This is a genomic window from Qipengyuania profundimaris (genome assembly GCF_030717945.1).
GTDB lineage: Bacteria > Pseudomonadota > Alphaproteobacteria > Sphingomonadales > Sphingomonadaceae > Qipengyuania > Qipengyuania profundimaris.
On sequence record NZ_JAVAIM010000001.1, the window covers coordinates 1,315,484 to 1,334,830 of the forward strand.

Below are 19,347 nucleotides of genomic sequence, written 5' to 3' on the forward strand. Positions count from 1 at the left end.
CTTTGGAGGGAAGCCTTTTATTCTTCGTCCAGCCAGTCGCCCGCTTCCGCCATCCACACGGCGGTCCCGGCGATGGCCGCCGTCTCGCCGCGCAGGATCCTCGGGCCGAGGCTGATCGCGACGGAGGCGGGATGCGCGCGGATCGCGGCCCGTTCGGCATCGTCGAAGCCGCCTTCGGGGCCGACCAGCAGCGCGGCCGGTCCCTCGGCATAGCAAAAGGCGTCGGCGGCCGGTTCGCCGCCATCCTCGTCGGCAAAGAACAGGTGGCGGTCCTGCGGCCAGTCGCGCAGCAAGGCGTCGAGTTTTGCGACCGGTGCGATCTCGGGCAGGGCGGTGCGCGCGCATTGCTCGGCCGCTTCGGTCACGATCGTGTCGGCGCGTTCGGGATTGAGCTTGTCCGCCACGCAGCGCCGGGTGACGACAGGGGCGATGCGCGCGACGCCGAGCTCGGTCGCTTTCTCGAGCACGAGATCGAAGCGGTCTTTCTTGAGCAGCGCGGGGCAGAGCCAGAAATCCGGCACCGGCTCGCGCAGGCGCAGGTGCTGCCCGACCTCGAGCTGGACGCGGCGCTTGTCGACTTGCGTGACACTCGCGGCCCATTCTCCCGTGAGATCGTCGCACAGGATCACCGCATCGCCCTCGTCAACGCGCATGACCCGGGCGAGGTAATTGGCCTGGTTGCCTTCGACGGCGATAGTCCGGCCGGAGCCGAGTTCGTTCTCGACGAACAGGCGCGGTGCACTCTTGGGCGGCCAGGCGGGTGTTGCGGGCATGGCTTTGCAGGTGGCACGTCGGAGGTTAGGGAGCAAGCGATGAGCGAAACCGCCAACCCCGACGTCGTCCCCGACAGCGAACATAAAGGCCTCGTCGCGCGGCTGCCGCAATTGCCGTGCGATCTTGCGATGCTGGCGCGGTTCGACCGACCGATCGGCTGGTGGCTGCTGTTCTGGCCCTGCGCCTGGGGCGTGTGGCTGGCCGGGGCGGGATGGCAAGTCGCACTGCTCGGCTGGTTGCTGGTCGGCAGTATCGCGATGCGCGGTGCGGGCTGCGTCTATAACGATATCGTCGATGCAAGGCTCGATAGGAAGGTGACCCGGACTGCAAGTCGTCCGGTGGCCAGCGGACGTGTTTCGAAGAAGGTAGCTTGGGGTTGGTTGCTCGCACTGTGCCTGATCGGCCTGCTCGTCCTCGTCCAGTTGCGCCCCCTCGCGCAAGGTGTAGCGCTAGCGAGTATCGCTCTTGTCGCCGCCTATCCCTTCATGAAGCGCATCACTTGGTGGCCGCAGGCTTGGCTCGGCATGGTGTTCACCTGGGGCCTGCTGGTCGGCTGGACGCAGTTGCGCGCCGACAATTGGGACGCTCTGGCTTCAATGTACGCAGGCGCAGCGCTGTGGGTCATCGGCTACGACACGATCTACGCGCTGCAGGACCGCGAGGACGATGCGCTGGTCGGCATCCGCTCCAGCGCGCTGCGGCTCGGCGGCCATGTGACCGGCGGCGTGGCGCTGTTCTATGCTGGCGCAGTGGCCCTGTGGGCGCTCGCCTTCTGGCTCTACCGTGCGGACTGGATCGCGCTGCTCGCGCTGCTCCCCGCCGCAGCACATCTCGCGTGGCAGGTCGCGACGCTCGATGCGGAGGACCCCGCCAATCCGCTCGATCGCTTCCGCTCGAACCGCTGGACCGGCGCGCTGGTTGCCGCCGCATGCTTTGTCGTGGGCAACGCCTGATGTGCAATCTCTACCGGATGACCAAGACCACCGATGAGGTCGCCAAATGGTTCGACGCGGTCAATGCACTCGGGGGGGCGAACTTCGCAGAGGAAGTATTTCCCGGCTATCCCGGTGCCGTGGTCGCTGAAGGCCAGCTCCAGCAGATGACCTGGGGTTTCCCGCTGGTGATGAAGGGCAAGAGCGGCCAGCCGCTGAAGCCCAAACCGGTCAACAATGCGCGCACCGACAAGCTCGACAGCTTCTTCTGGGGCTACAGCTTCGAAGAGCGCCGCTGCATCATCCCGGTGACGGCCTGGGCGGAGGCCGAGGGTCCCAAGGGTGGCAAGACGCGCAGCTGGATGTCGCGGCCAGATGCGGAAGTCTTCGCCGTCGCCGGTGTCTGGCGCGAGTCGAATGAATGGGGTCGCTGTTATTCGATGGTGATGACCGATGCGGACGGGCTGGCGACAGAGGTCCATTCGCGCATGCCGGTGCTGCTAGAAGATGCGGACATCGGCGTCTGGACCGGCGGCTCACCCGACGATGCGCGCGCTCTGTGCAAGCCCTGGCAAGGCGATCTGACCCTCGACCGCACGGGCGTACCGTGGTCCGGTCGTGGACAAGTCTCGTTGCTCTGACCACGCAAACTTGAGCGACTCGGTGCGGTGTGCCTAGCCTTGCTGCATGACGGACACATTCGTCGCCCTTTCCGATCCCACGCGCCGGCTCCTGCTGGACCGGCTGAGCGAGCAGGGCGGGCTTACGCTCTCCGATCTCAGCGCGGAGCTGCCAATGTCGCGGCAGGCGGTGGCCAAGCATCTCGCGGTGCTTGAGGCGGCAGAACTGGTCGCGAGCGAGCGCGACGGGCGATGCAAGCGGCACTACCTCAACCCGATGCCACTGGCGAAGATGGCGCGGCGCTGGCTAGGGCGGTTCGAGGACGTGCCGATGACCGCGCTGGCGGGTTATCACGGGTCCGAAGGGAATCAGGGCTTCGCTCCACGGATGTAGCCGGTTGCGGCGGTTGACGACGGCGAGCGAACAGCGGCTTGCGCGGCATGATCTCATTCATAGCTGACCACCTCGAACTCGATCCCGTCCCAGTCGAAGAAATAGAAACTGCGCGGGCCGGGCTCGTATTTCCCGTGATTGAACGTTTCGAGGCCATGCTCGATCACGACCGCTTCGGCGGCGTCGAGATCGTCGACCGCGATGCCGATGTGGTTCATCGGCACGCTCTTGGCGAAATCACCGGCAATCCGCGGGCTGGTGTGTATGGCGACATAGGCATGATCGTCGCCGAGGTGGGTCGAGCGTCCGTTGTCGAGCGAGGGCCCTTCCCAGCGGCGGTGCCAGCCGGTCAGCTGTTCGAGCAGCCTGGCGCTGCGTTCACCGTCGGTGACCGAGAAATTGACGTGTTCTAACCGTGCATTGGCCATGGATAATCTCCTGTTCGAATGGCGATGCACGCATTGATGCAACCTCAAGCTAAGTTGAGGTCAAGGTTTAATTGCGCTATAAGTCTGATCGATGAAAGCGAACGACCTGCTCAGCATCGGCGAACTCGCCCGCCGCACCGGCCTGAGCGTGTCTGCGATTCGGTTCTACGAAGACAGGGGTCTGGTCGAGCCGATGCGCACCGGCGGCAACCAGCGCCGCTTCCTGCGCAGCGATATCCGGCGTCTCAGCTTCATCCTGATCGCGCAGAATCTCGGTCTGTCGCTGGCGGAGATCGAGGAGGCGATGAAGGGCCTGCCGCATGGCCGCACGCCAAATGCCGCCGACTGGAAGCGGATCAGCGGCGCGATCCGCCAGCGCATCGATGCACAGATCGTGCAGCTGGAGAAGGTCCGCGAGGACCTCGACGGCTGCATCGGCTGCGGCTGCCTGAGCCTGAAAAAATGCGCGCTCTACAATGCGAACGACAAATGGGGCGAGAGCGGCAAGGGGCCGCGTGTCTTGCGTTAGAAGGCGAGGTTTGCGCGCACACCGATCATGTCGATGCCGGGGTTCTGCTGTGAATTGAACAGGCGCGCATTGCTGATGTGTACCCAGCTCGCCTCGACCGAGACGCGCTCCGATACCGGCAGGCCGATCGCGATCTCAGGCTCGAACAGCACGCGGCTGCCGAGGTCGGTGCGGATGCGGGTCTCGGGGTCGAGCCTGAACGCAGGCGCGTCGTGCAGGGCGAGGCCGACACCGGGGCGCAGGTACACCGGACCCAGATCGATCTTCCAGCTCACGCCCGCCGCCACGAAGTTGGTATCGCCCGCCGTATTGACCGACCCAAAAGCATAGAGCGACGGCTTGCCGACGAAGGCCAGCGCCTCGATCGGTTCGCTCCGAACGCCTGCCTGAAGATCGATGCCGTCCTCGTTCGTCTCGAAGGTGAAGGGCGTATCGACACCATGCGCCATGACGCCGCCATAGACCTCACCCGCATGGGCCGAGGTCGCAGCGGCTGAAACGAGGCAGGCGCCAATGATGGAAAAAAGGCGTTTCATTCGAAGGCTTTCGCTGGAGTGAAAGCCTTGCTTAATCACGCTATCCTTGCTGCAGCCTGACGCTCAATATTCCGGCCCCAGCTCCTCGTCGAGGTCGCGCGGGCGGGCGAAATGCACCAGCTTGCCACAGCCGTCGCGCAGGTCGGCCCAGCTCTCGATATCAAGCTCATAGACCGCATAGGCTGCGGTCGGGAATTTGACCTTGGCCTCGTCGTAAAGATCGTTCTCGTTCTTCGGCGCGACCAGTTCGAACAGCATGTCGCCCAGACCCGGATTGTGGCCCGACAACAGCACCGCCTCCGCATCGCCGCCGCATTCGCGCAGGACGTCCATGATCGTATCGGTCCCGGCGAGGTAGAGCCGCTGGTCCCATTCAGGCGCGAGATCTGGCAAGGCGTCGGCCAGCGTCAGCTTTACCCGCTCGGCCGGACTGGCGAGCACTGTGTCCCACTTTACGCCGTGCCTGGCGATATGCTCGCCGATCACCTTGGCGCCCCGATGGCCGCGATCGTTCAGGCCCCGGTCGAAATCGCGCTTGTCGCTCGCGCCCCAGTCGGACTTGGCGTGGCGCAGGAGACCGAGGATTTTCACGAGGCGTCATTCTCCGCAGCGACTTGGGGCTCGGCTGTTCCAACACCCTTCGCCACGCGCTGTAAAGCCTCTTCGAGTGTCAGGCGGATGACGGGCGTGCCTTCGGGGAAGGCCGACAGCAGCCGGCTGGGGAAGGCGCTGGAAAGAACGATGAAATGGCCCGAATCGTCGCGGCTGCGGATCAGGCGACCGAAGGCCTGCGCCAGCCGCGCGCGGATGATGCGGTCGTCGTAACGCTTGGCGCCGCCCTCTTGCTCGGCGGCAGCCGCGCGGCGGGCGCAGTGGAGGATGGTCGGGCGCGGCCAGGGCACGCTTTCGAGGACCACGCAGCGCAGGCTCTCGCCCGGCACGTCCACCCCGTCGCGCAGGGCATCGGTGCCGAGCAGGCTGGCACGTGGGTCGTCGCGGAAGATATCGGTCAGCGTGCCGGTGTCGATCGGATCGACGTGTTGGGCGTAAAGCGGCAGGCCGGCCCGGGCGAGGCGGTCGGCGATGCGGCCATAGACCGCGCGCATCCGGCGGATCGCGGTGAAGAGGCCGAGCACCCCGCCACCGCTCGCCTCGATCAGCCGCGCATAGGCACCCGCCATCGCGGGAATGTCGCCCTTGCGGATGTCGGTGACGATCAGCACTTCGGCGCGGTTGGCATAGTCGAACGGGCTGTCGGCCTGCGCGGTGCGCGGATTTAGCTCCAGATGCGGCGCGCCGCTGGCGGCGATGGCATGCGGCCAATCCGGCCCGGTCTCGTCGCGATCGGTCAGCGTGGCGCTCGTCATCATCAACCCGTGCGCCGGTTCCATGACTACGCGGGCAAAAGGCTTCATCGGGTCGAGCCAGTGGCGATAGAGGCCGACGTCGAATTCGCGTGCATCGTTGCGGTCGACTTGCAGCCAGTCGACGAATTCCGGGTCCGCAGGCCCGCCGAGCCGCCCGAGCAGCGCTTCCCACGCCGCGATCAGGTCGATCCGCCAGGCGAGCGAGTGGCGCGCGCCCTCGATCCGCGCGCGACCCTGCCCGTCGAGCCAGTCGGGCGCGTCTTCCAGCACCGCCTCCAACCGGCCCGCCAGCTTCAGCAGCGGAACGCGGATGGCAGCCAGCGCCTGCGCCGCGGTGCCAGCCGCTTCGACCAGTTCGCCGGGCATCTGCGCAGTCTCGGTCTCGATCCCGTAGCCTGCCTCCAGGCCGCTTTCGTCGCGCGCGAAGGTGGTCGCGCGGACCTGCGCCAGCAATTCCTCGACCGGGCCGATCGGCGCGCCTTCCGCCAGCCGCCCCAACCAGCCTTCGGACGGGAGGGCATGCGCCGCCTCGACCGCGGCTTCCACCGCCTCGCCGCCCGCATCGTCATAGCTTGCCACATCGGCCAGCCGCGCCGCGAGTCCGCGCCGCCGCCCGCGCGAGTTCTTCTCCGGCCCGACGATCCAGCGCCTGAGTTCGATCGCCTCCTGCCCGGTGAGCGCGGCGGAGAAGGTCGAATCCGCCGCGTCGAACACGTGATGCCCCTCGTCGAACACGATCCGCGTCGGCCGCCCGCCCTGGTCCCGCCCGCGCGCCGCATTGACCATGACCAGCGCATGGTTGGCGATCACCAGATCGGCCTGCGCGGCATTCCTTGCGCTGCGTTCGATGAAGCATTTCCGGTAGTGCGGGCACCCGGCATAGACGCATTCGCCGCGCTGGTCGGTCAGCGCCGCGATGCCGCGTTTCCGGAACAGCGTGCCGAGCCAGCCGGGCAGGTCCCCGCCGATCATGTCGCCATCCTGCGTATAGGCCGCCCAGCGCGCCACCAGATGCGCGAGGATCGCGGGCCGCCCGGCAAAGCCGCCCTGCAGCGCATCCTCCAGGTTCAGCAGGCAAAGGTAATTCTCCCGCCCCTTGCGCACCACCACCGGCGGCGAGCCGTCCTTACGGGTCGCAGGCCATGCGCGGGCGCTTTCGCGGCGCAGCTGGCGCTGGAGGTTCTTGGTATAGGTGCTCACCCACACCGTGCCGCCCGACAGCTTCGCCCAGAGCGAGGCGGGGGCGAGATAGCCCAGCGTTTTGCCGATGCCCGTGCCCGCCTGCGCCAGCAGCACATGCGGGCGCTTCTGCCGGTCGCGCGGGGCGAAGACGCTACCCGCATTGCGCGAGAACAGGCGCTGCCCCTCGCGCCGCTCGGCCCCTTCGCCGGTCAGCCGTTCGAGATGCGCCTCGATCTCCGGCTCCTCGATCAGCACCTGCGCGGGCTGCGGACGCTCGGGCGTCTCCTCCCATTCGGGCAGGCGGCTGAAGAGCCATTTCTCCGCCCGCTCGGGTTTCTTGACATGCGGGGCGAGCACGCCCGCCCACGGCCAGCGCAGCCGCGCCAGCGATTGCAGGGTCGACCACGCACCCTCACGCTGCACCCATTTCGCGCTCTCGCACGTCGCCACCAGCGCGCCCGCGGCTTTCTGCAGCAGCAGCGGCACTTCGGCATCGTCGCCCGGCTCCTCCAGCCCCAGCGCATGGGCGAGGCCCTTGGGCGTGGGCACGCAGAATTGCGCCGGATGGACGAAAGCGAACAGCTCCAGCAGGTCGAGGCCGTTCAAGTCCGGATAGCCCAGCCGGTTCGCCACTAGCGGCGCGTTCATCATCAACAGCGGCGTATCGGCCGCCGCCATCACCGCCTCGCCCTTGGAACACCCCCGCGTCGCTCCGTTGGCATCGCGCAGCCAGGTTCCGGCATGGCTGGCGTGCAGGGCGGGGAGGGGGAGAGGCTGGCTCACGCGAGGGCGTTAGAACACATTGGGAACGCGGGGCAAGCGGGGTGGGAGGGATTTTCTCCGGGGTGAAGGTCGCCGCTGATGGCTCCTACCGTCCGCTTCCGGGCGCTGCGCGAAAAACGCCTAATGTCCGATTGTGGGTGGAGAACGGTCGATTGCCTATTCGTATTTGAAGCCGTTTTCCTCAAGGCGGCCCAGAGCGTCCTCCCAAGCCAACTTCCACCCAACCGCATCCTTGCTCTGGCAGCCTCGCTCAATGGATAAGCTGACAGAGGTTGAGCTGGTCTCCGCGATGGTAATGACGAACCTTTCATGCTCGTCAGTCATCCAGTATTCGCTACGCTCTATGGTGGACGATTTTTCCAAGGCGCCGAAAATCTGAAACGTCGAATCAGTTTCTTTCGCCATGCGTTCGATCAAAGCTGGTAAAGATGCGATTAAATGCTCATCGGCGGAAGCTGAGACATTCGCCAGCAAACGCTCTCCATTTGATCCGTAGCAAGCTACTCGTGTGGCGCTCGCCTCGGGAGCGACCACGAAACTCAGGGCACCGAAGGCAAGGATCACTCTAGTTCGCATTGTCGAACTTTAGATAATTCCAAGCTTGACTACAATGTCCACTACCGGGTCGTTAGCTGCCTGTCCGCTACGGGCACGTCACCAGCTCGGGGAAAGCGGCTTTAGATGGGTGGGAAGCGGTCATCGCCGCTGACCATGGCATCACCGTTCATTCGGTGCTCAAAGATTCCGTCTCTTCCTGTTCAGCCAAATACGCATCGCGCATTTCAAGTATCTCGCTCGGGACATGATCGTCAGACGGTTCCCTACCAAGAAAATCGGACACGACCTTCCAGCCATCTTCCGTGCGGCTAAGGACCATCAAGCCTGAACCGAGCAAAGCCCGTTCCCTGCCCATATCCATTCGGACATTCCAAGTCTTGTAAGTCACGAGGGCAGTGTTTTCGTATTGGTGGAACACAACACCGAATGTCTCATTCACGCTGGCGTCTTCCAGCCCGTTTGCAGTTTGACGCTCGGTCAATCCGTCGAAGCTGACAGGGTGGCCGTCCAGACCGTGATAAAAATAGGCAGGTGAAACTAGCCGTGACCGTCTCTCATCTCGCTCCTCAACCGAAGAATAGCCGCTATCCGCCGCAGCGTATTCGAGCGCAACGGCGATTGCCTCAGGATCGGGTGGATGCGAACCACCGTATTCGATACCCGGTGGCGAAGCTTCCTGAGCGCTTGTTGCCACACTGACGAGTGACATGCTCACGGTGGCAAAAACTACAGCAATAAGGCGCATTGGCATCTCCCCTAAATATGCACGAACCGTAGCCGCCGCTGATTTCTCTAGCAAGACAAGGAGCAGCCACCACTAGGTAGGCCATTCGAGGCGCACCCAAGCCAATACAGATATTGCCTCTAGTGATACGTCCGCAATGGGTCGTCAGCGGAGAGGCTGCTTTTAGCGGGAAAATGAGAGTTCTGTCCTACACAACTCTTTCGCGATAACTCCCGTCACATGCCGCCCCACCAGTTCCTCGCTCTCCACCTAAATTCCACTCCCCAAACCACCCCGCAACTTTTTCCGCTCAGGACTGTGGTCCATGCGGTCCATGTGACTGGAGTGGCCCGGCGCCGCTCCAACACGCGTCCAACACTTCGCACTTGCGAAAGGGGCACGCAGCGGCAAAAGGTTCGCGCATGAGCATGAACGATCTGATCGCCGCCGCACGTGTGTCCAAGGCCTGGCCCTTCCAGGAGGCGCAGCGGCTGCTCAAGCGCTATCCCGATGGCGCGAAACCCGATGGCAGCCCGGTCCTGTTCGAAACCGGTTACGGCCCCAGCGGCCTGCCGCATATCGGCACCTTCCAGGAGGTGCTGCGCACCACGCTGGTCCGCCGCGCGTTCGAGGCGATGATCGGGGCGAAGCCGGAGGACGGGAAGACGCGCCTCGTCGCCTTCTCCGACGATATGGACGGCCTGCGCAAGGTGCCCGACAATGTGCCGAACCAGGCGCTGTTGCAGGAGAACCTGCACCTGCCGCTCAGCCGCGTCGCCAATCCGTTCGACACCGATCACCAGAGCTTCGCCGCGCACAACAATGCGCAGCTGCGCGCTTTCCTCGATCGCTTCGGCTTCCAGTACGAGTTCATCGCCGCGAGCGACATGTACAATGCGGGCAAGTTCGACGTGGCGCTGAAGCAGGTGCTGCGCAAGAACGAGGCGATCCTCGACATCATGCTGCCGACGCTGCGCGAGGAGCGGCGCAAGACCTATTCGCCCATCCTGCCGGTCTCGCCCGCCACGGGCCGCGTGCTGCAGGTGCCGGTGGAGGTGGTCGATGCCGAAGCCGGCACCATCCGCTTCACCGACGAGGACGGCACCGTGGTGGAACAGTCCGCGCTGGGCGGCATGTCCAAGCTGCAGTGGAAGGTCGACTGGGCGATGCGCTGGTATGCGTTAGGCGTCGATTACGAGATGTACGGCAAGGACCTGACCGACAGCGGCGTGCAATCGGGCAAGATCGTGAAGGTACTGGGCGGGCGCAAGCCGGAAGGGCTGATTTACGAGATGTTCCTCGACCAGAACGGCGAGAAGATCTCCAAGTCCAAGGGCAACGGCCTCTCGATCGAGGAATGGCTGCAATATGGCAGCGAGGAGAGCCTGGGGTTCTACATCTTCCCCAACCCGAAGAGCGCCAAGCAGCTGCATGTCGGCGTGATTCCGCGGGCGGTGGACGATTACTGGAGCTTCCGCGAGCGATTGAGCGAACAGGAGCTCGACAAGCAGCTGGGCAATCCGGTGTGGCATCTGGCGCGGGCCAATGGCGGGTTCGAGGGTAGCGAGGCGCCGGGCGCGGGCGACAGCCTGCCGGTGACCTACGGCTTGCTGCTCAACCTCGCCAGCGTGCTGGGGGCGGAAGCCACAGTGCCGAACTTGCGCGACTATCTCGAAAGCTACATCGGGGCAGGGCAGGTGACGCCCGGGCTCGAGGTGCTGATCGAGACGGCAGTGAACTACACCCGCGACTACATCGCGCCGACGCTGGTCAAGCGTGCGCCGACCCCGAATGAGGCGGAAGCGCTGAAGGCGCTCGACGCCTATCTCGCCGAGACCCCCGCCGATGCGAGCGCGGAGGATCTGCAAACCGAGGTCTACGAAATCGGCAAGCGCGAGGAGTACGGGTTCGAGAACCTGCGGGACTGGTTCAAGGCGCTCTATCAGACGCTCCTCGGCAGCGATCAGGGCCCGCGCATGGGCAGCTTCATCGCGCTCTACGGCGTGGAGAACAGCCGCAAGCTGATCGCGGAGGCGCTAGCGCGGTAAATGCCGCTCAATCGTGCTTGCGGGCGCGGTACCATTTGGTCAGCACATATTTCGAACCCTTGATGACGGGGGTCCCGGCGTGCAGCGTGCCCTCGTTCGGCTCCCCCTCCGGCGTGGCGTTGTTCCAGACGAGCAGGACGCCGGGCTTGGGCTCGATCGACGCGCCAACCTCCACGAAATGCGTGTGCCCGCCTTCCTCGACCGTGTTCAGGAACGCCATCGCGGTCCAGCAGCGTTGCCCGCCGCGCTTGCGCTCGATCTGCCAGTATTCCTGGTCGGTGTAGAACCAGTCGTTATGCGGCTTGAACTCCTGCCCCGGCAGATAGCGCTGGCCCTGGATGCGCTCACCCTGCGCCGGCGACATCCCCAGCAGATCGTCGATCCGGCGCGAGATCATCTTCACGAAGGGATCGTGCGGATCGAAATTGCCGGAGTATGAGGTACGGAACTTCGCGACATAGGCGGTTTCGTGCAATTCGCTCGGGCGGGCGACCGCGTCGATCATGCCGATCAATCGCTGGCATTCCTCGGCGCTGAAGAAATCGCCGATCGCGAAGATCTCGGCCTTGTCGGTCGGTACCTTGTAGGCTTGTGGGTCGGCCTCGAGACGCTTGCGCACTTGGGCGCCGATGCGTTTCAGGGCGCCCTGGTCCGGAATGGTCGCTGTCTTGCTCATGTCCGGGTGTTAGCAAGCACAGCCGACGCTTCAAGTATTGCGCTTGCCCGCAGGCGCCGAGGCGCTAGGCTGACGGGACAACCTTCGGGAGAGAACAATGGCCGACACCACCGCACGGCGCTATTCGATTGGCGCGATGATCTTTCACTGGACCATCGCCGTCGCCGTCATCTGGAACTGGCGCCTGGCCGAAAATGCCCACCATACGGACGACCGGGCGCAAGCCATGGCGATCTTTGCCGATCACAAGGCGCTTGGCATAACGATCCTCGTGCTCACGGTCGGCCGCCTGCTCTGGCGCTGGACGCATCCGGTGCCGCCGCTTCCGTCCGATCTGGCGGGTTGGGAGAAGGCACTGGCCCGCACGGTGCATGTCATTTTCTACGTCCTGCTGATCGGCCTGCCGCTCGGCGGCTGGATGGCGAACTCGCTGAACGGGCGGGATATCGATTTCTTCGGCCTGTTCACGATCCCCGCGCTGCCGATCGGCACGAACGAGGATCTCGGCGGGACGATCTTCGATCTGCACGCCCTCGGCGGGTCGATTTTCATCTACCTGATCGCGCTGCACATTCTCGGGGCTTTGAAGCACACCTTCTTCGACAAGAACGGCGGCATCTTCCGCATGCTGCCTTTTGGTAAAGTGCCCGGCTGAAGCTACGCACGAAAAAGCCCCCGCCGATCGCTCGGCGGGGGCTGCTCTGCCATCCGGACCACTCTCAAGCCGGCTGGCGAAGGTGACTTACCAGAAGAAGTCGTGGATCACGTCGACCACTTCGCCACTGTAGATATCGACCAGCAGGACGTCGTCGTAATACCGGACCCAGCGATAGGGGCCGTAGACTTCCGGCAGGCGATACTGCCACGGATCGTTGATCCAGTAGCGGCTGCCGAAGAACAGGCTGCCGAGGCGGAAGCCGATGTTCAGGCGCCGATAGCTGTAATCGCGATAGGGCGCATAGTAGCGGCCCAGCCGGTAGAGGCTGCGATTGTTGTAGCGATAGCGGTTCCAGTTGTAGCGATCGTTGTTGCGCCAGCGGCGGTGGTCCCAGCGATCGTAGTCGTGCCAGCGGCGGCCATCGTAATAGCGCGCTCGCCGGTCGTAACGGCGTCCGTCGCGGTAGCCATTGCGATAAGCATCGCGGCGTTGGTCGCGGTAGGTCGTGTTGCGGTCGGCGCGATAGGTCCGATTGCGTTCGTAACGGTCGGCCCGGCGATCCGCACGGCGTTCCACCCTGCGATCTTCGCGACGTTCTGCGCGGCGCTCGCCCCGGTCTTCAGCCACCCGACGTTCAACGCGCCGCTGGACGCGGTCATCGATGCCATCACGCCGTTCGGCCCGTCGTTCGCTGCGACGCTCTGCACGCTGTGCAGGGCGCGCCTCGCCACGGTTCGCACGGCGTTGCTGGCGAGCTTCGCCACGATTACCGCGGCGTTCCTGGCGCGCTTCACGGCGCTCGCCACGGCGGTCCTGGCGGCTCTGCTGCCGCTGCTGCTTGATCTCATTCGCGCGCTCGCGCCATTCCTGGGCTTGCGCCTCCGCCGGCAAGGCAGTCACCGCCATCGCTGCGGCGAGGGCGCTAAGTGCGCTTCCTTTCATCAATCTGATAAGTGTCATGGAGCGTTCCTTCCGCTATACCAGCCGCTCCACCACCTGCGGCTCGTTTCACTGTCGCTGTTTGTACCGGTTCGGGCTGACCCCAATCTGAACCGGTCTGTCGACCTAACGTTAATGTTATCCCAAAGTAATCTGAACAAGATCGAGCTTGGCAGGTAGGGTCTGGCGGTGCAAGGCGGCAGCGATGCTTTCAACCTTCGACGCAATCCGCAATGATATCGCACAGCGCCTTGCAGATGGTGCGACCAACCGCAGATCGCCGATCCACACGCCGGTCGTCGCTACCGCCGATGCCGATGCACGGGTGATGGTACTGCGCGGCTTCGATCCCCAAAGCTGGACGCTGCGATTTCACACCGATGCCCGCTCTCCCAAGGTCGCCGTGATCGAAAGCGATCCACGCATTGGCGTCCTTGCGTATGATAAGCAGGCAAAATTGCAGCTACGTCTGCGGGGGAGCGGACGGATCGTCACGACCGGCCAAGCGGTCGACAGCGCATGGTCGCAGAGCGACAACTTTGCCCGGCGTTGCTACCTCGGGAGCGGACCTGGCGAGCAGTCCGATCAACCGACCAGCGGTCTGCCAGCGGAGTTCGAAGGCGTCGAGCCGACGGACGATCAGGTGATCCCCGCTCGGGAGAACTTCGCCCTATTGCTGGTCCAGATCGAGGAGGCGGACTGGTTCAGTCTCGCCCATACCGGCCATCGCCGCGCGCTGTTCATCGGTGACGAGGGGCGCTGGATTTCGCCTTGAGCGAGGCGTGCGGCCGAAGCCTGAACAACGCTTCGCCGCAGTTTGCGCCCAAGCCACCCCCTCCGACCAACCTCCATGGCCAATGGTTCATGTGGCAGAAATGTGGCAAGCCGATTGCGGGCGCAGGCGATCACCCCCGCGGGGACTGCATATCGCCTGTCGACAAGAAACATCGGGGGTCGGGACAGCGGGCCAAGTCTCACAGGGGGAGGCGAACCAAACGGTCGCATTTGCCGAGGCACGCTGTCGTACATGAAGGAGTACCCAATATGACAATTCGAACCAGCACGGCCTCGCGCCTTGCCCTCATCGCTTTAGTGACGCTGCCCGCAGCCGGCACGCTGTCGGCCCAGGAAATCGAACCTGCGCAGGACGGTGAGGTCCTGACCACAGTTTATGGCGCGACCCCGGTCGAAGGGCCGGATATCGAAGGCGTGATCACCGCCCGCCGCGGCGACCAGATTCAGGTCACTAGCGCCGATGGCACGAATTCTGTCATCACCGTGGAGCCGGACACCGAGATCCGCGGCACCGGCGGCTTTCTCGGCCTTGGTCGTACCTCGCTCACCGCGCAGGACCTGCTGAACGGTATCCCGGTCGAGGTCGAGACCATGCAGGCCGGCGAGATGCTGCTCGCCAGCGAGATCAAGCTGAAGAACGACGATCTCGAAACCGCGCAGATGATCCAGGCCGGCACCTCGCAGCGCTTTGCCGAACAGCGCGCCGATATCGACACCAACACCGCCGCCGCCGAGGCGCTGCGCGGGCGCATGGGCAATATCGACAACTACAATGTGAAGGGCGTCACCAACGTCTATTTCGACACCGGCAAATGGTCGGTCGGGCAGGGCGACCGTGCGCAGCTGTGCCAGGCTGCCAGCCAGGCCGACAGCATGAGCAATGCGTTGCTGCTGGTCGTCGGTTACACGGATTCGGTCGGCGATCAGGATTACAACCAGACGCTGAGCGAGCGGCGCGCGGCGCGTGTGGTCAACATCCTCCAGCAGGAATGCGGCTGGAAGCCTTGGCGCATGCTGACCCCGACCGGTTTCGCCGAAGCCGATCCGGCGGCGGACAATTCGACTGCGGAAGGCCGTCGCCAGAACCGGCGCGTGTCGGTCAATATCCTCGTCAGCAAGGCGGCCGAGGAAGGCTGAGCGCTGCAAACCTTCGATACCAGGGGGCGGGCTTCGGCTCGCCCTTTTTCCCTGACAAACTGCTGCGCCAAACAATCCGAATGTTAACCGTCTTTTTCGGAATTTCTGGTAGCGCTATCAGAAATAAGACGGAGGGGCTTGGAATGAACGCAGCAAGATCGATTCTGTTGTTGTCCGACAATCCTGGGGAAGACTACGTTTCCCGCGTTCGCTTGGGGCTGGAACGTACCTGCCGGCCTGCCGGACTTGGCGTCGAGGCGGTCAATGTCTACGGTCGCGGGACAAAAGCTATCGACGTGCTGCGGGCTTCGGACCATGCCGGGATCGTGCTGACGCCGCCGCTTTCGGACGATCGCCCGCTGCTTTCGATCGTAGAGGCCCGTGGCGTGCCTATGGTGCGCATCGCGGCCCTGCTCGATCCCGACCGTGGAAATATCGTCGGCATGGACGAATTCGCGGCCGCGTCTGCGATAGTCGGTCAGCTTACCGAACGAGGCCATCGCCGCATTGCCATCCTGCGCGGGCCGCAGTCCCACCTTGTCAGTCTGCGCCGCTACAATGGCTATGCCAACGCGCTGGGCGCAAAGGGTTTGCGGGTCGATCAGTCGCTTGTCGCGCAAGGAGATTTCACCCGTGAGTCTGGCAAACGCGAGGCACCGAAGCTGTTCGCGGCCAAGCCGACCGCCATATTTGCCAGCAATGACGAGATGGCCGCGGGAATTATCGACGCGGCGAACGAAGCCGGCATTGCCGTTCCGGGCGATATTTCGCTGGTCGGCTACGACGACAATGCCGTGGCCACAAAGGTCCGTCCCCAGCTGACGACCGTGCGCCAGCCCTGCGAGGGAATGGGAGAGGCGGCGGGCAAACTCCTTGCCGATCAGGTCGGCCGACACGGAGCGCAGTCGCGGCAAGTATCGGTGCCGTTCGATATCGTCGAGCGGCAATCGGTGAGCGATTTGAAGGAACAGGGTTCGGCCGACGGAGTGTAATGATCCGCCCGCCGACCGAACCCGGGCACGTCAGGCGGCCTGCTTGATGTCGCGCAGGGTGAGGTCGAAGGTCACGTCCTCGCCGGCGAGCGGGTGGTTGCCGTCGGCCTTCACCTGCTCGTCGCCCACTTCGAGGATGTAGAGCGTCATCGGCTGGCCTTCGGGCGTCTGCGCTTGCATTGCCATGCCCGGCTGCGGAGCGGGCTCTGCGGGCAGGTTGGCGCGCGGGATGTCGATCACCAGTTCCTCGCGGCGCGGGCCGAAGGCGTTGTCGCTGTCGATGGAGACGGTCTGGCTGTCGCCGACTTCCATGCCGGTCAGCGCTTCTTCGATCGCCGGGAAGATCTGGCCTGCGCCAAGCTGGACGGTCTGCGGGCCGACTTCGGACGTGTTGCCGATTTCCTGCCCGTCGCCGCGCTTGAGGACGTAGTCGATGGTCACGGTGTCACCGTTGCTGGGTGTGGTCATGGTATTCCTTTGGATTTCGTGTTCGCGGCGCGAGGGAATGCGCCGTCGTGGAATGCGCCCGCGTGTCGGGCACGTTGGGCGCTATTGTGTCAAACCGGGGTGGGGGGTGTCAAACGCAGCGGCGGAGCGAGTTCGGAGAGCGGGGCGAAAGCGACAGAGAGGCGACAAAGGCGACACCCTGTCGCCTATCGCGATCGCCAGAAAAATCGTTTTTAAACAGAGGTCTAGTTTAACTCGCAGCAGGCCACACTTCGATCCCCCCCCCCGGGGGCAAACACAAATGTCAAGAAATTCAGACCTCGTTTGTCAAAGAGCATCTCATCGTTATCAGCGAGATGGGAGGTAGGAAAGCGGCGCCCTGATTAAAGAGGATGGACGAGTGGAGACCACGTTTGGTTTGCGAGGATCAACTAACGCGGGCCGAAGGCGAAAGTGGCCTGTTATGCCGAAGCGCAAACCCAACGTCCGCTCTCAGGTAGTCGACCGATTCTTCCCAATGTCTTTTTGTGGGTGGTTAGCAGACGCTAAGGTGGCGTCATTCCTTCGAACTCCCAACGACTCCAGGCAGCAAGTTTTGTAGCGATTGAGTTCCAGTCGGACCCTTCTGTCTGCCCAACTCGCTTCGCCACAAATCGCTCAAGCGCTGGGAAATCGAACTCTGCCATGATCAACCTGTATTGCCCACTCACGACTTCATCCGTCTCAAGCGCAGAGCGCAGCCATGCGGGGGAGCAAACTTCGAAAGTAAAGTCATCTCCTCCACGCTCACCAACAGCTCCAATCGTCGCAATGACATTTACGCAGAACGCCTCCTCCTCAAAGGAGCTCAGGTCGCTTTCGAAATAGTCTAAGGATCGGAGTTCGGCTCTCATCTGGCCACCTCGCATTAAATTCCGAATGTCCGCAAGGAGGTCGTTAGCTGCCAGTCTGCTAACGACCCGCACAGGCCGGTTATCGCGTCAGCTTCTTATACGCCAACCTCGTCGGCCGATCTGCCGCATCGCCGAGCCTGCGCCGCTTGTCCTCTTCGTAAGCCTCGAAATTGCCCTCGAACCATTCGACGTGGCTGTTGCCTTCGAAGGCGAGGATGTGCGTTGCGAGGCGGTCGAGGAAGAAGCGGTCGTGCGAGATGACCACGGCGCAGCCGGCGAAGTTCTCGATCGCCTCTTCCAGAGCGCCGAGCGTTTCCACGTCGAGGTCGTTGGTCGGCTCGTCCAGCAGCAGCACGTTGCCGCCTTCCTTGAGCATCTTGGCCATGTGGACGCGGTTGCGTTCGCCGCCGGACAGCTTGCCGACGTTCTTCTGCTGGTCCGCGCCCTTGAAATTGAACGCGCCCACGTAGGCCCGCGTGGAGGTGTCGTGGCCGTTGACCTTCATGTAGTCGAGGCCGTCGGAGATTTCCTCCCACACGTTGTTCTTCGGGTTCAGATCGTCGCGGCTCTGGTCGACATAGCCGAGGTGGACGGTGCTGCCGATCTCGATGCTGCCGCTGTCGGGCTCTTCCTGTCCGGTGATGATCTTGAACAGGGTGGACTTGCCCGCGCCGTTAGGCCCGATCACGCCGACGATGCCGCCCGGGGGCAGCATGAAGTCGAGGTTTTCGAAGAGCAGCTTGTCGCCGTATGACTTGGTCAGGCCCTTGGCCTCGATCACCTTGCCGCCGAGCCGTTCGGGCACCTGGATCACGATCTGCGCCTTGCCCGGCTTGCGGTCCTTCTGGCTTTCCTGGAGTTCCTCGAACTTGCGGATACGCGCCTTGGACTTGGTCTGGCGAGCGGACGGCGTCTGCCGGATCCATTCGAGTTCGCGGCTGAGCGACTTCTGGCGCCCGCTTTCCTCGCGGCTTTCCTGCTCGAGACGCTTAGCCTTCTTTTCGAGGTAGGTCGAATAATTGCCCTCGTAAGGGTAGTAGCTGCCGCGGTCGAGTTCGAGGATCCATTCCACCACATTGTCGAGGAAGTAGCGGTCGTGGGTGATCATCAGCACGGCCCCTGCATATTCCTTGAGGTGGTTTTCCAGCCACTCGACGCTTTCGGCATCGAGGTGGTTGGTCGGCTCGTCCAGCAGCAGGATGTCCGGCTTCTGGATCAGCAGGCGGGTGAGCGCGACACGGCGTTTCTCGCCGCCCGAAAGATCGGTGACGGGGCTGTCGCCCGGCGGGCAGCGCAGGGCCTCCATCGCGATTTCGAGCTGGTTGTCGAGCGTCCAGCCGTCGACTGCGTCGATTTCGGTCTGGAGCGCGGCCATCTTGTCGCCCAGCGCTTCGAAATCGGCATCGGGTTCGGCCATCTGCGCGGCGATCGCGTTGTATTCATCGACCTTGTCGGCGATGTCGCGGGCACCGTCTTTGACGTTTTCGAGCACGGTCTTGCTCTCGTCCAGCTCGGGTTCCTGCTCCAGATAGCCTACGGTGATGTTCTCGCCCGGCCAGGCCTCGCCCGAAATATCGGTGTCGATGCCGGCCATGATCTTGATCAGGGTGGACTTGCCCGCGCCGTTAGGCCCGACGATGCCGATCTTCGCCCCGCGATAGAACTGCAGGTTGATATTGCTCAGCACCGGCTTCTGCGCGCCGGGGAAAGTCTTGGTCATGTCCTTCATGACGAATGCATATTGCGCGGCCATCGGGCGGGTCCTTCGTGATCGGAATGGGATAAGCGGGCGGCGCGCGCCCGGCAGGTATGGTGGGCCAGATAATGGCCGCAGCGCGCAGGGGCAAGCGCGGTGTGAGGAGCGCCGATCTTATCGCCTCGCCTGATGGAACGTTCACATGGTCGCGGCTGCCGTCGAAAAGTCGCCATCTGCTG

21 protein-coding genes are annotated in these 19,347 nt (G+C 63.8%); 9 read left to right on the forward strand and 12 right to left on the reverse strand.

All coding sequences use genetic code 11. The features are described 5' to 3' along the window. Positions 1-17 precede the first annotated feature (17 nt). Positions 18-773, reverse strand: coding sequence for a 16S rRNA (uracil(1498)-N(3))-methyltransferase (locus Q9K02_RS06475; protein WP_305932156.1), 756 nt, complete (start codon positions 771-773; stop codon positions 18-20). 39 nt (positions 774-812) lie between these two features. Here Q9K02_RS06475 and ubiA point away from each other — a divergent pair, with 39 nt between their 5' ends. The 3 genes from ubiA to Q9K02_RS06490 are packed head-to-tail and all read left to right on the forward strand — an operon-like array spanning position 813 to position 2,720. Next, the gene (gene ubiA / locus Q9K02_RS06480; RefSeq protein ID WP_305932157.1) at positions 813-1,727 is read left to right on the forward strand and encodes a 4-hydroxybenzoate octaprenyltransferase; all 915 of its coding nucleotides are present in this window, start codon (positions 813-815) and stop codon (positions 1,725-1,727) included. After that, positions 1,727-2,347 carry an SOS response-associated peptidase gene (locus Q9K02_RS06485; RefSeq protein WP_305932158.1) on the forward strand — a complete coding sequence of 207 codons (621 nt, stop codon included), beginning with the start codon at positions 1,727-1,729 and terminating at the stop codon, positions 2,345-2,347. The genes ubiA and Q9K02_RS06485 overlap by 1 nt, the downstream gene beginning before the upstream one ends. A 46-nt stretch (positions 2,348-2,393) precedes the next feature. Further along, positions 2,394-2,720, forward strand: a complete 327-nt coding sequence (locus Q9K02_RS06490) for an ArsR/SmtB family transcription factor (protein ID WP_305932159.1) — start codon at positions 2,394-2,396, stop codon at positions 2,718-2,720. Between the two features lie 53 nt (positions 2,721-2,773). Here the strand turns inward: Q9K02_RS06490 and Q9K02_RS06495 are convergent, their stop codons facing one another. After that, positions 2,774-3,148, reverse strand: coding sequence for a VOC family protein (locus Q9K02_RS06495; protein ID WP_305932160.1), 375 nt, complete (start codon positions 3,146-3,148; stop codon positions 2,774-2,776). A gap of 91 nt (positions 3,149-3,239) precedes the next feature. Here Q9K02_RS06495 and soxR point away from each other — a divergent pair, with 91 nt between their 5' ends. After that, positions 3,240-3,677 carry a redox-sensitive transcriptional activator SoxR gene (gene soxR, locus Q9K02_RS06500; protein WP_305932161.1) on the forward strand — a complete coding sequence of 146 codons (438 nt, stop codon included), beginning with the start codon at positions 3,240-3,242 and terminating at the stop codon, positions 3,675-3,677. Here soxR and Q9K02_RS06505 read toward each other — a convergent pair. From Q9K02_RS06505 to Q9K02_RS06525, 5 genes are all read right to left on the reverse strand, one after another. After that, complete coding sequence (locus Q9K02_RS06505; RefSeq protein ID WP_305932162.1) at positions 3,674-4,213, reverse strand: acyloxyacyl hydrolase; 540 nt, start codon at positions 4,211-4,213, stop codon at positions 3,674-3,676. The two genes, soxR and Q9K02_RS06505, sit on opposite strands and share 4 nt — an antisense overlap. 63 nt (positions 4,214-4,276) lie before the next feature. After that, on the reverse strand, positions 4,277-4,804 hold the full coding sequence (locus Q9K02_RS06510) for a SixA phosphatase family protein (RefSeq protein WP_305932163.1): 528 nt from the start codon (positions 4,802-4,804) through the stop codon (positions 4,277-4,279). Next, entirely contained in the window at positions 4,801-7,545 is a 2,745-nt protein-coding gene (locus Q9K02_RS06515) for an ATP-dependent DNA helicase (RefSeq protein ID WP_305932164.1), read from the reverse strand. Before Q9K02_RS06515 ends, Q9K02_RS06510 begins: the two co-directional genes overlap by 4 nt. A gap of 156 nt (positions 7,546-7,701) precedes the next feature. Further along, positions 7,702-8,109: a hypothetical protein gene (locus tag Q9K02_RS06520; protein ID WP_305932165.1), complete on the reverse strand. Its 408-nt coding sequence runs from the start codon at positions 8,107-8,109 to the stop codon at positions 7,702-7,704. Positions 8,110-8,269: 160 nt separating this feature from the next. Continuing rightward, positions 8,270-8,848 (reverse strand): hypothetical protein, encoded by a 579-nt coding sequence (locus Q9K02_RS06525; protein WP_305932166.1) that lies wholly within the window; start codon positions 8,846-8,848, stop codon positions 8,270-8,272. 401 nt (positions 8,849-9,249) lie between these two features. Between Q9K02_RS06525 and Q9K02_RS06530 the strand changes: the two genes are divergently transcribed. Beyond that, complete coding sequence (locus Q9K02_RS06530; protein ID WP_305932167.1) at positions 9,250-10,875, forward strand: lysine--tRNA ligase; 1,626 nt, start codon at positions 9,250-9,252, stop codon at positions 10,873-10,875. A 7-nt stretch (positions 10,876-10,882) separates the two neighbouring features. Here Q9K02_RS06530 and Q9K02_RS06535 read toward each other — a convergent pair whose 3' ends face one another. Beyond that, complete coding sequence (locus Q9K02_RS06535) at positions 10,883-11,551, reverse strand: prolyl hydroxylase family protein (protein WP_305932168.1); 669 nt, start codon at positions 11,549-11,551, stop codon at positions 10,883-10,885. 97 nt (positions 11,552-11,648) lie between these two features. On the opposite strand from Q9K02_RS06535, the gene Q9K02_RS06540 reads away from it, so the two are divergent. Continuing rightward, complete coding sequence (locus Q9K02_RS06540; RefSeq protein ID WP_305932169.1) at positions 11,649-12,206, forward strand: cytochrome b; 558 nt, start codon at positions 11,649-11,651, stop codon at positions 12,204-12,206. Positions 12,207-12,293: 87 nt separating this feature from the next. On the opposite strand, the gene Q9K02_RS06545 is transcribed toward Q9K02_RS06540, so the two are convergent. Beyond that, entirely contained in the window at positions 12,294-13,169 is an 876-nt protein-coding gene (locus tag Q9K02_RS06545; protein WP_305932170.1) for an RcnB family protein, read from the reverse strand. Positions 13,170-13,353: 184 nt separating this feature from the next. Between Q9K02_RS06545 and Q9K02_RS06550 the strand changes: the two genes are divergently transcribed. The 3 genes from Q9K02_RS06550 (at position 13,354) to Q9K02_RS06560 (ending at position 16,072) form a co-directional block, all read left to right on the forward strand. Then, complete coding sequence (locus Q9K02_RS06550) at positions 13,354-13,923, forward strand: pyridoxamine 5'-phosphate oxidase family protein (RefSeq protein WP_305932171.1); 570 nt, start codon at positions 13,354-13,356, stop codon at positions 13,921-13,923. 269 nt (positions 13,924-14,192) lie between these two features. Then, entirely contained in the window at positions 14,193-15,080 is an 888-nt protein-coding gene (locus Q9K02_RS06555; RefSeq protein ID WP_305932172.1) for an OmpA family protein, read from the forward strand. Positions 15,081-15,223: 143 nt separating this feature from the next. Then, positions 15,224-16,072, forward strand: coding sequence for a substrate-binding domain-containing protein (locus tag Q9K02_RS06560; protein ID WP_305932173.1), 849 nt, complete (start codon positions 15,224-15,226; stop codon positions 16,070-16,072). 30 nt (positions 16,073-16,102) lie between these two features. On the opposite strand, the gene Q9K02_RS06565 is transcribed toward Q9K02_RS06560, so the two are convergent. The 3 genes from Q9K02_RS06565 to ettA all read right to left on the reverse strand — a co-directional run bounded on the left by Q9K02_RS06565 (position 16,103) and on the right by ettA (position 19,165). Next, the gene (locus Q9K02_RS06565) at positions 16,103-16,540 is read right to left on the reverse strand and encodes an FKBP-type peptidyl-prolyl cis-trans isomerase (protein WP_278327168.1); all 438 of its coding nucleotides are present in this window, start codon (positions 16,538-16,540) and stop codon (positions 16,103-16,105) included. Positions 16,541-17,064: 524 nt separating this feature from the next. Continuing rightward, on the reverse strand, positions 17,065-17,412 hold the full coding sequence (locus tag Q9K02_RS06570) for an Imm8 family immunity protein (RefSeq protein WP_305932174.1): 348 nt from the start codon (positions 17,410-17,412) through the stop codon (positions 17,065-17,067). A gap of 79 nt (positions 17,413-17,491) precedes the next feature. Continuing rightward, the gene (gene ettA / locus Q9K02_RS06575) at positions 17,492-19,165 is read right to left on the reverse strand and encodes an energy-dependent translational throttle protein EttA (protein WP_278327167.1); all 1,674 of its coding nucleotides are present in this window, start codon (positions 19,163-19,165) and stop codon (positions 17,492-17,494) included. Positions 19,166-19,347 lie beyond the last annotated feature (182 nt).

Coding starts and splice junctions, on each gene's coding strand:
- Q9K02_RS06505 (WP_305932162.1), bottom strand. CDS start 4,213: ATGAAACGCCTTTTTTCCATCATTGGCGCCTGCCTCGTTTCAGCCGCT.
- Q9K02_RS06495 (WP_305932160.1), bottom strand. CDS start 3,148: ATGGCCAATGCACGGTTAGAACACGTCAATTTCTCGGTCACCGACGGT.
- Q9K02_RS06490 (WP_305932159.1), top strand. CDS start 2,394: ATGACGGACACATTCGTCGCCCTTTCCGATCCCACGCGCCGGCTCCTG.
- soxR (WP_305932161.1), top strand. CDS start 3,240: ATGAAAGCGAACGACCTGCTCAGCATCGGCGAACTCGCCCGCCGCACC.
- Q9K02_RS06540 (WP_305932169.1), top strand. CDS start 11,649: ATGGCCGACACCACCGCACGGCGCTATTCGATTGGCGCGATGATCTTT.
- Q9K02_RS06545 (WP_305932170.1), bottom strand. CDS start 13,169: ATGACACTTATCAGATTGATGAAAGGAAGCGCACTTAGCGCCCTCGCC.
- Q9K02_RS06555 (WP_305932172.1), top strand. CDS start 14,193: ATGACAATTCGAACCAGCACGGCCTCGCGCCTTGCCCTCATCGCTTTA.
- Q9K02_RS06485 (WP_305932158.1), top strand. CDS start 1,727: ATGTGCAATCTCTACCGGATGACCAAGACCACCGATGAGGTCGCCAAA.
- Q9K02_RS06525 (WP_305932166.1), bottom strand. CDS start 8,848: ATGCGCCTTATTGCTGTAGTTTTTGCCACCGTGAGCATGTCACTCGTC.
- Q9K02_RS06530 (WP_305932167.1), top strand. CDS start 9,250: ATGAGCATGAACGATCTGATCGCCGCCGCACGTGTGTCCAAGGCCTGG.
- Q9K02_RS06475 (WP_305932156.1), bottom strand. CDS start 773: ATGCCCGCAACACCCGCCTGGCCGCCCAAGAGTGCACCGCGCCTGTTC.
- Q9K02_RS06565 (WP_278327168.1), bottom strand. CDS start 16,540: ATGACCACACCCAGCAACGGTGACACCGTGACCATCGACTACGTCCTC.
- ubiA (WP_305932157.1), top strand. CDS start 813: ATGAGCGAAACCGCCAACCCCGACGTCGTCCCCGACAGCGAACATAAA.
- Q9K02_RS06560 (WP_305932173.1), top strand. CDS start 15,224: ATGAACGCAGCAAGATCGATTCTGTTGTTGTCCGACAATCCTGGGGAA.
- Q9K02_RS06570 (WP_305932174.1), bottom strand. CDS start 17,412: ATGAGAGCCGAACTCCGATCCTTAGACTATTTCGAAAGCGACCTGAGC.
- Q9K02_RS06535 (WP_305932168.1), bottom strand. CDS start 11,551: ATGAGCAAGACAGCGACCATTCCGGACCAGGGCGCCCTGAAACGCATC.
- Q9K02_RS06550 (WP_305932171.1), top strand. CDS start 13,354: ATGCTTTCAACCTTCGACGCAATCCGCAATGATATCGCACAGCGCCTT.
- ettA (WP_278327167.1), bottom strand. CDS start 19,165: ATGGCCGCGCAATATGCATTCGTCATGAAGGACATGACCAAGACTTTC.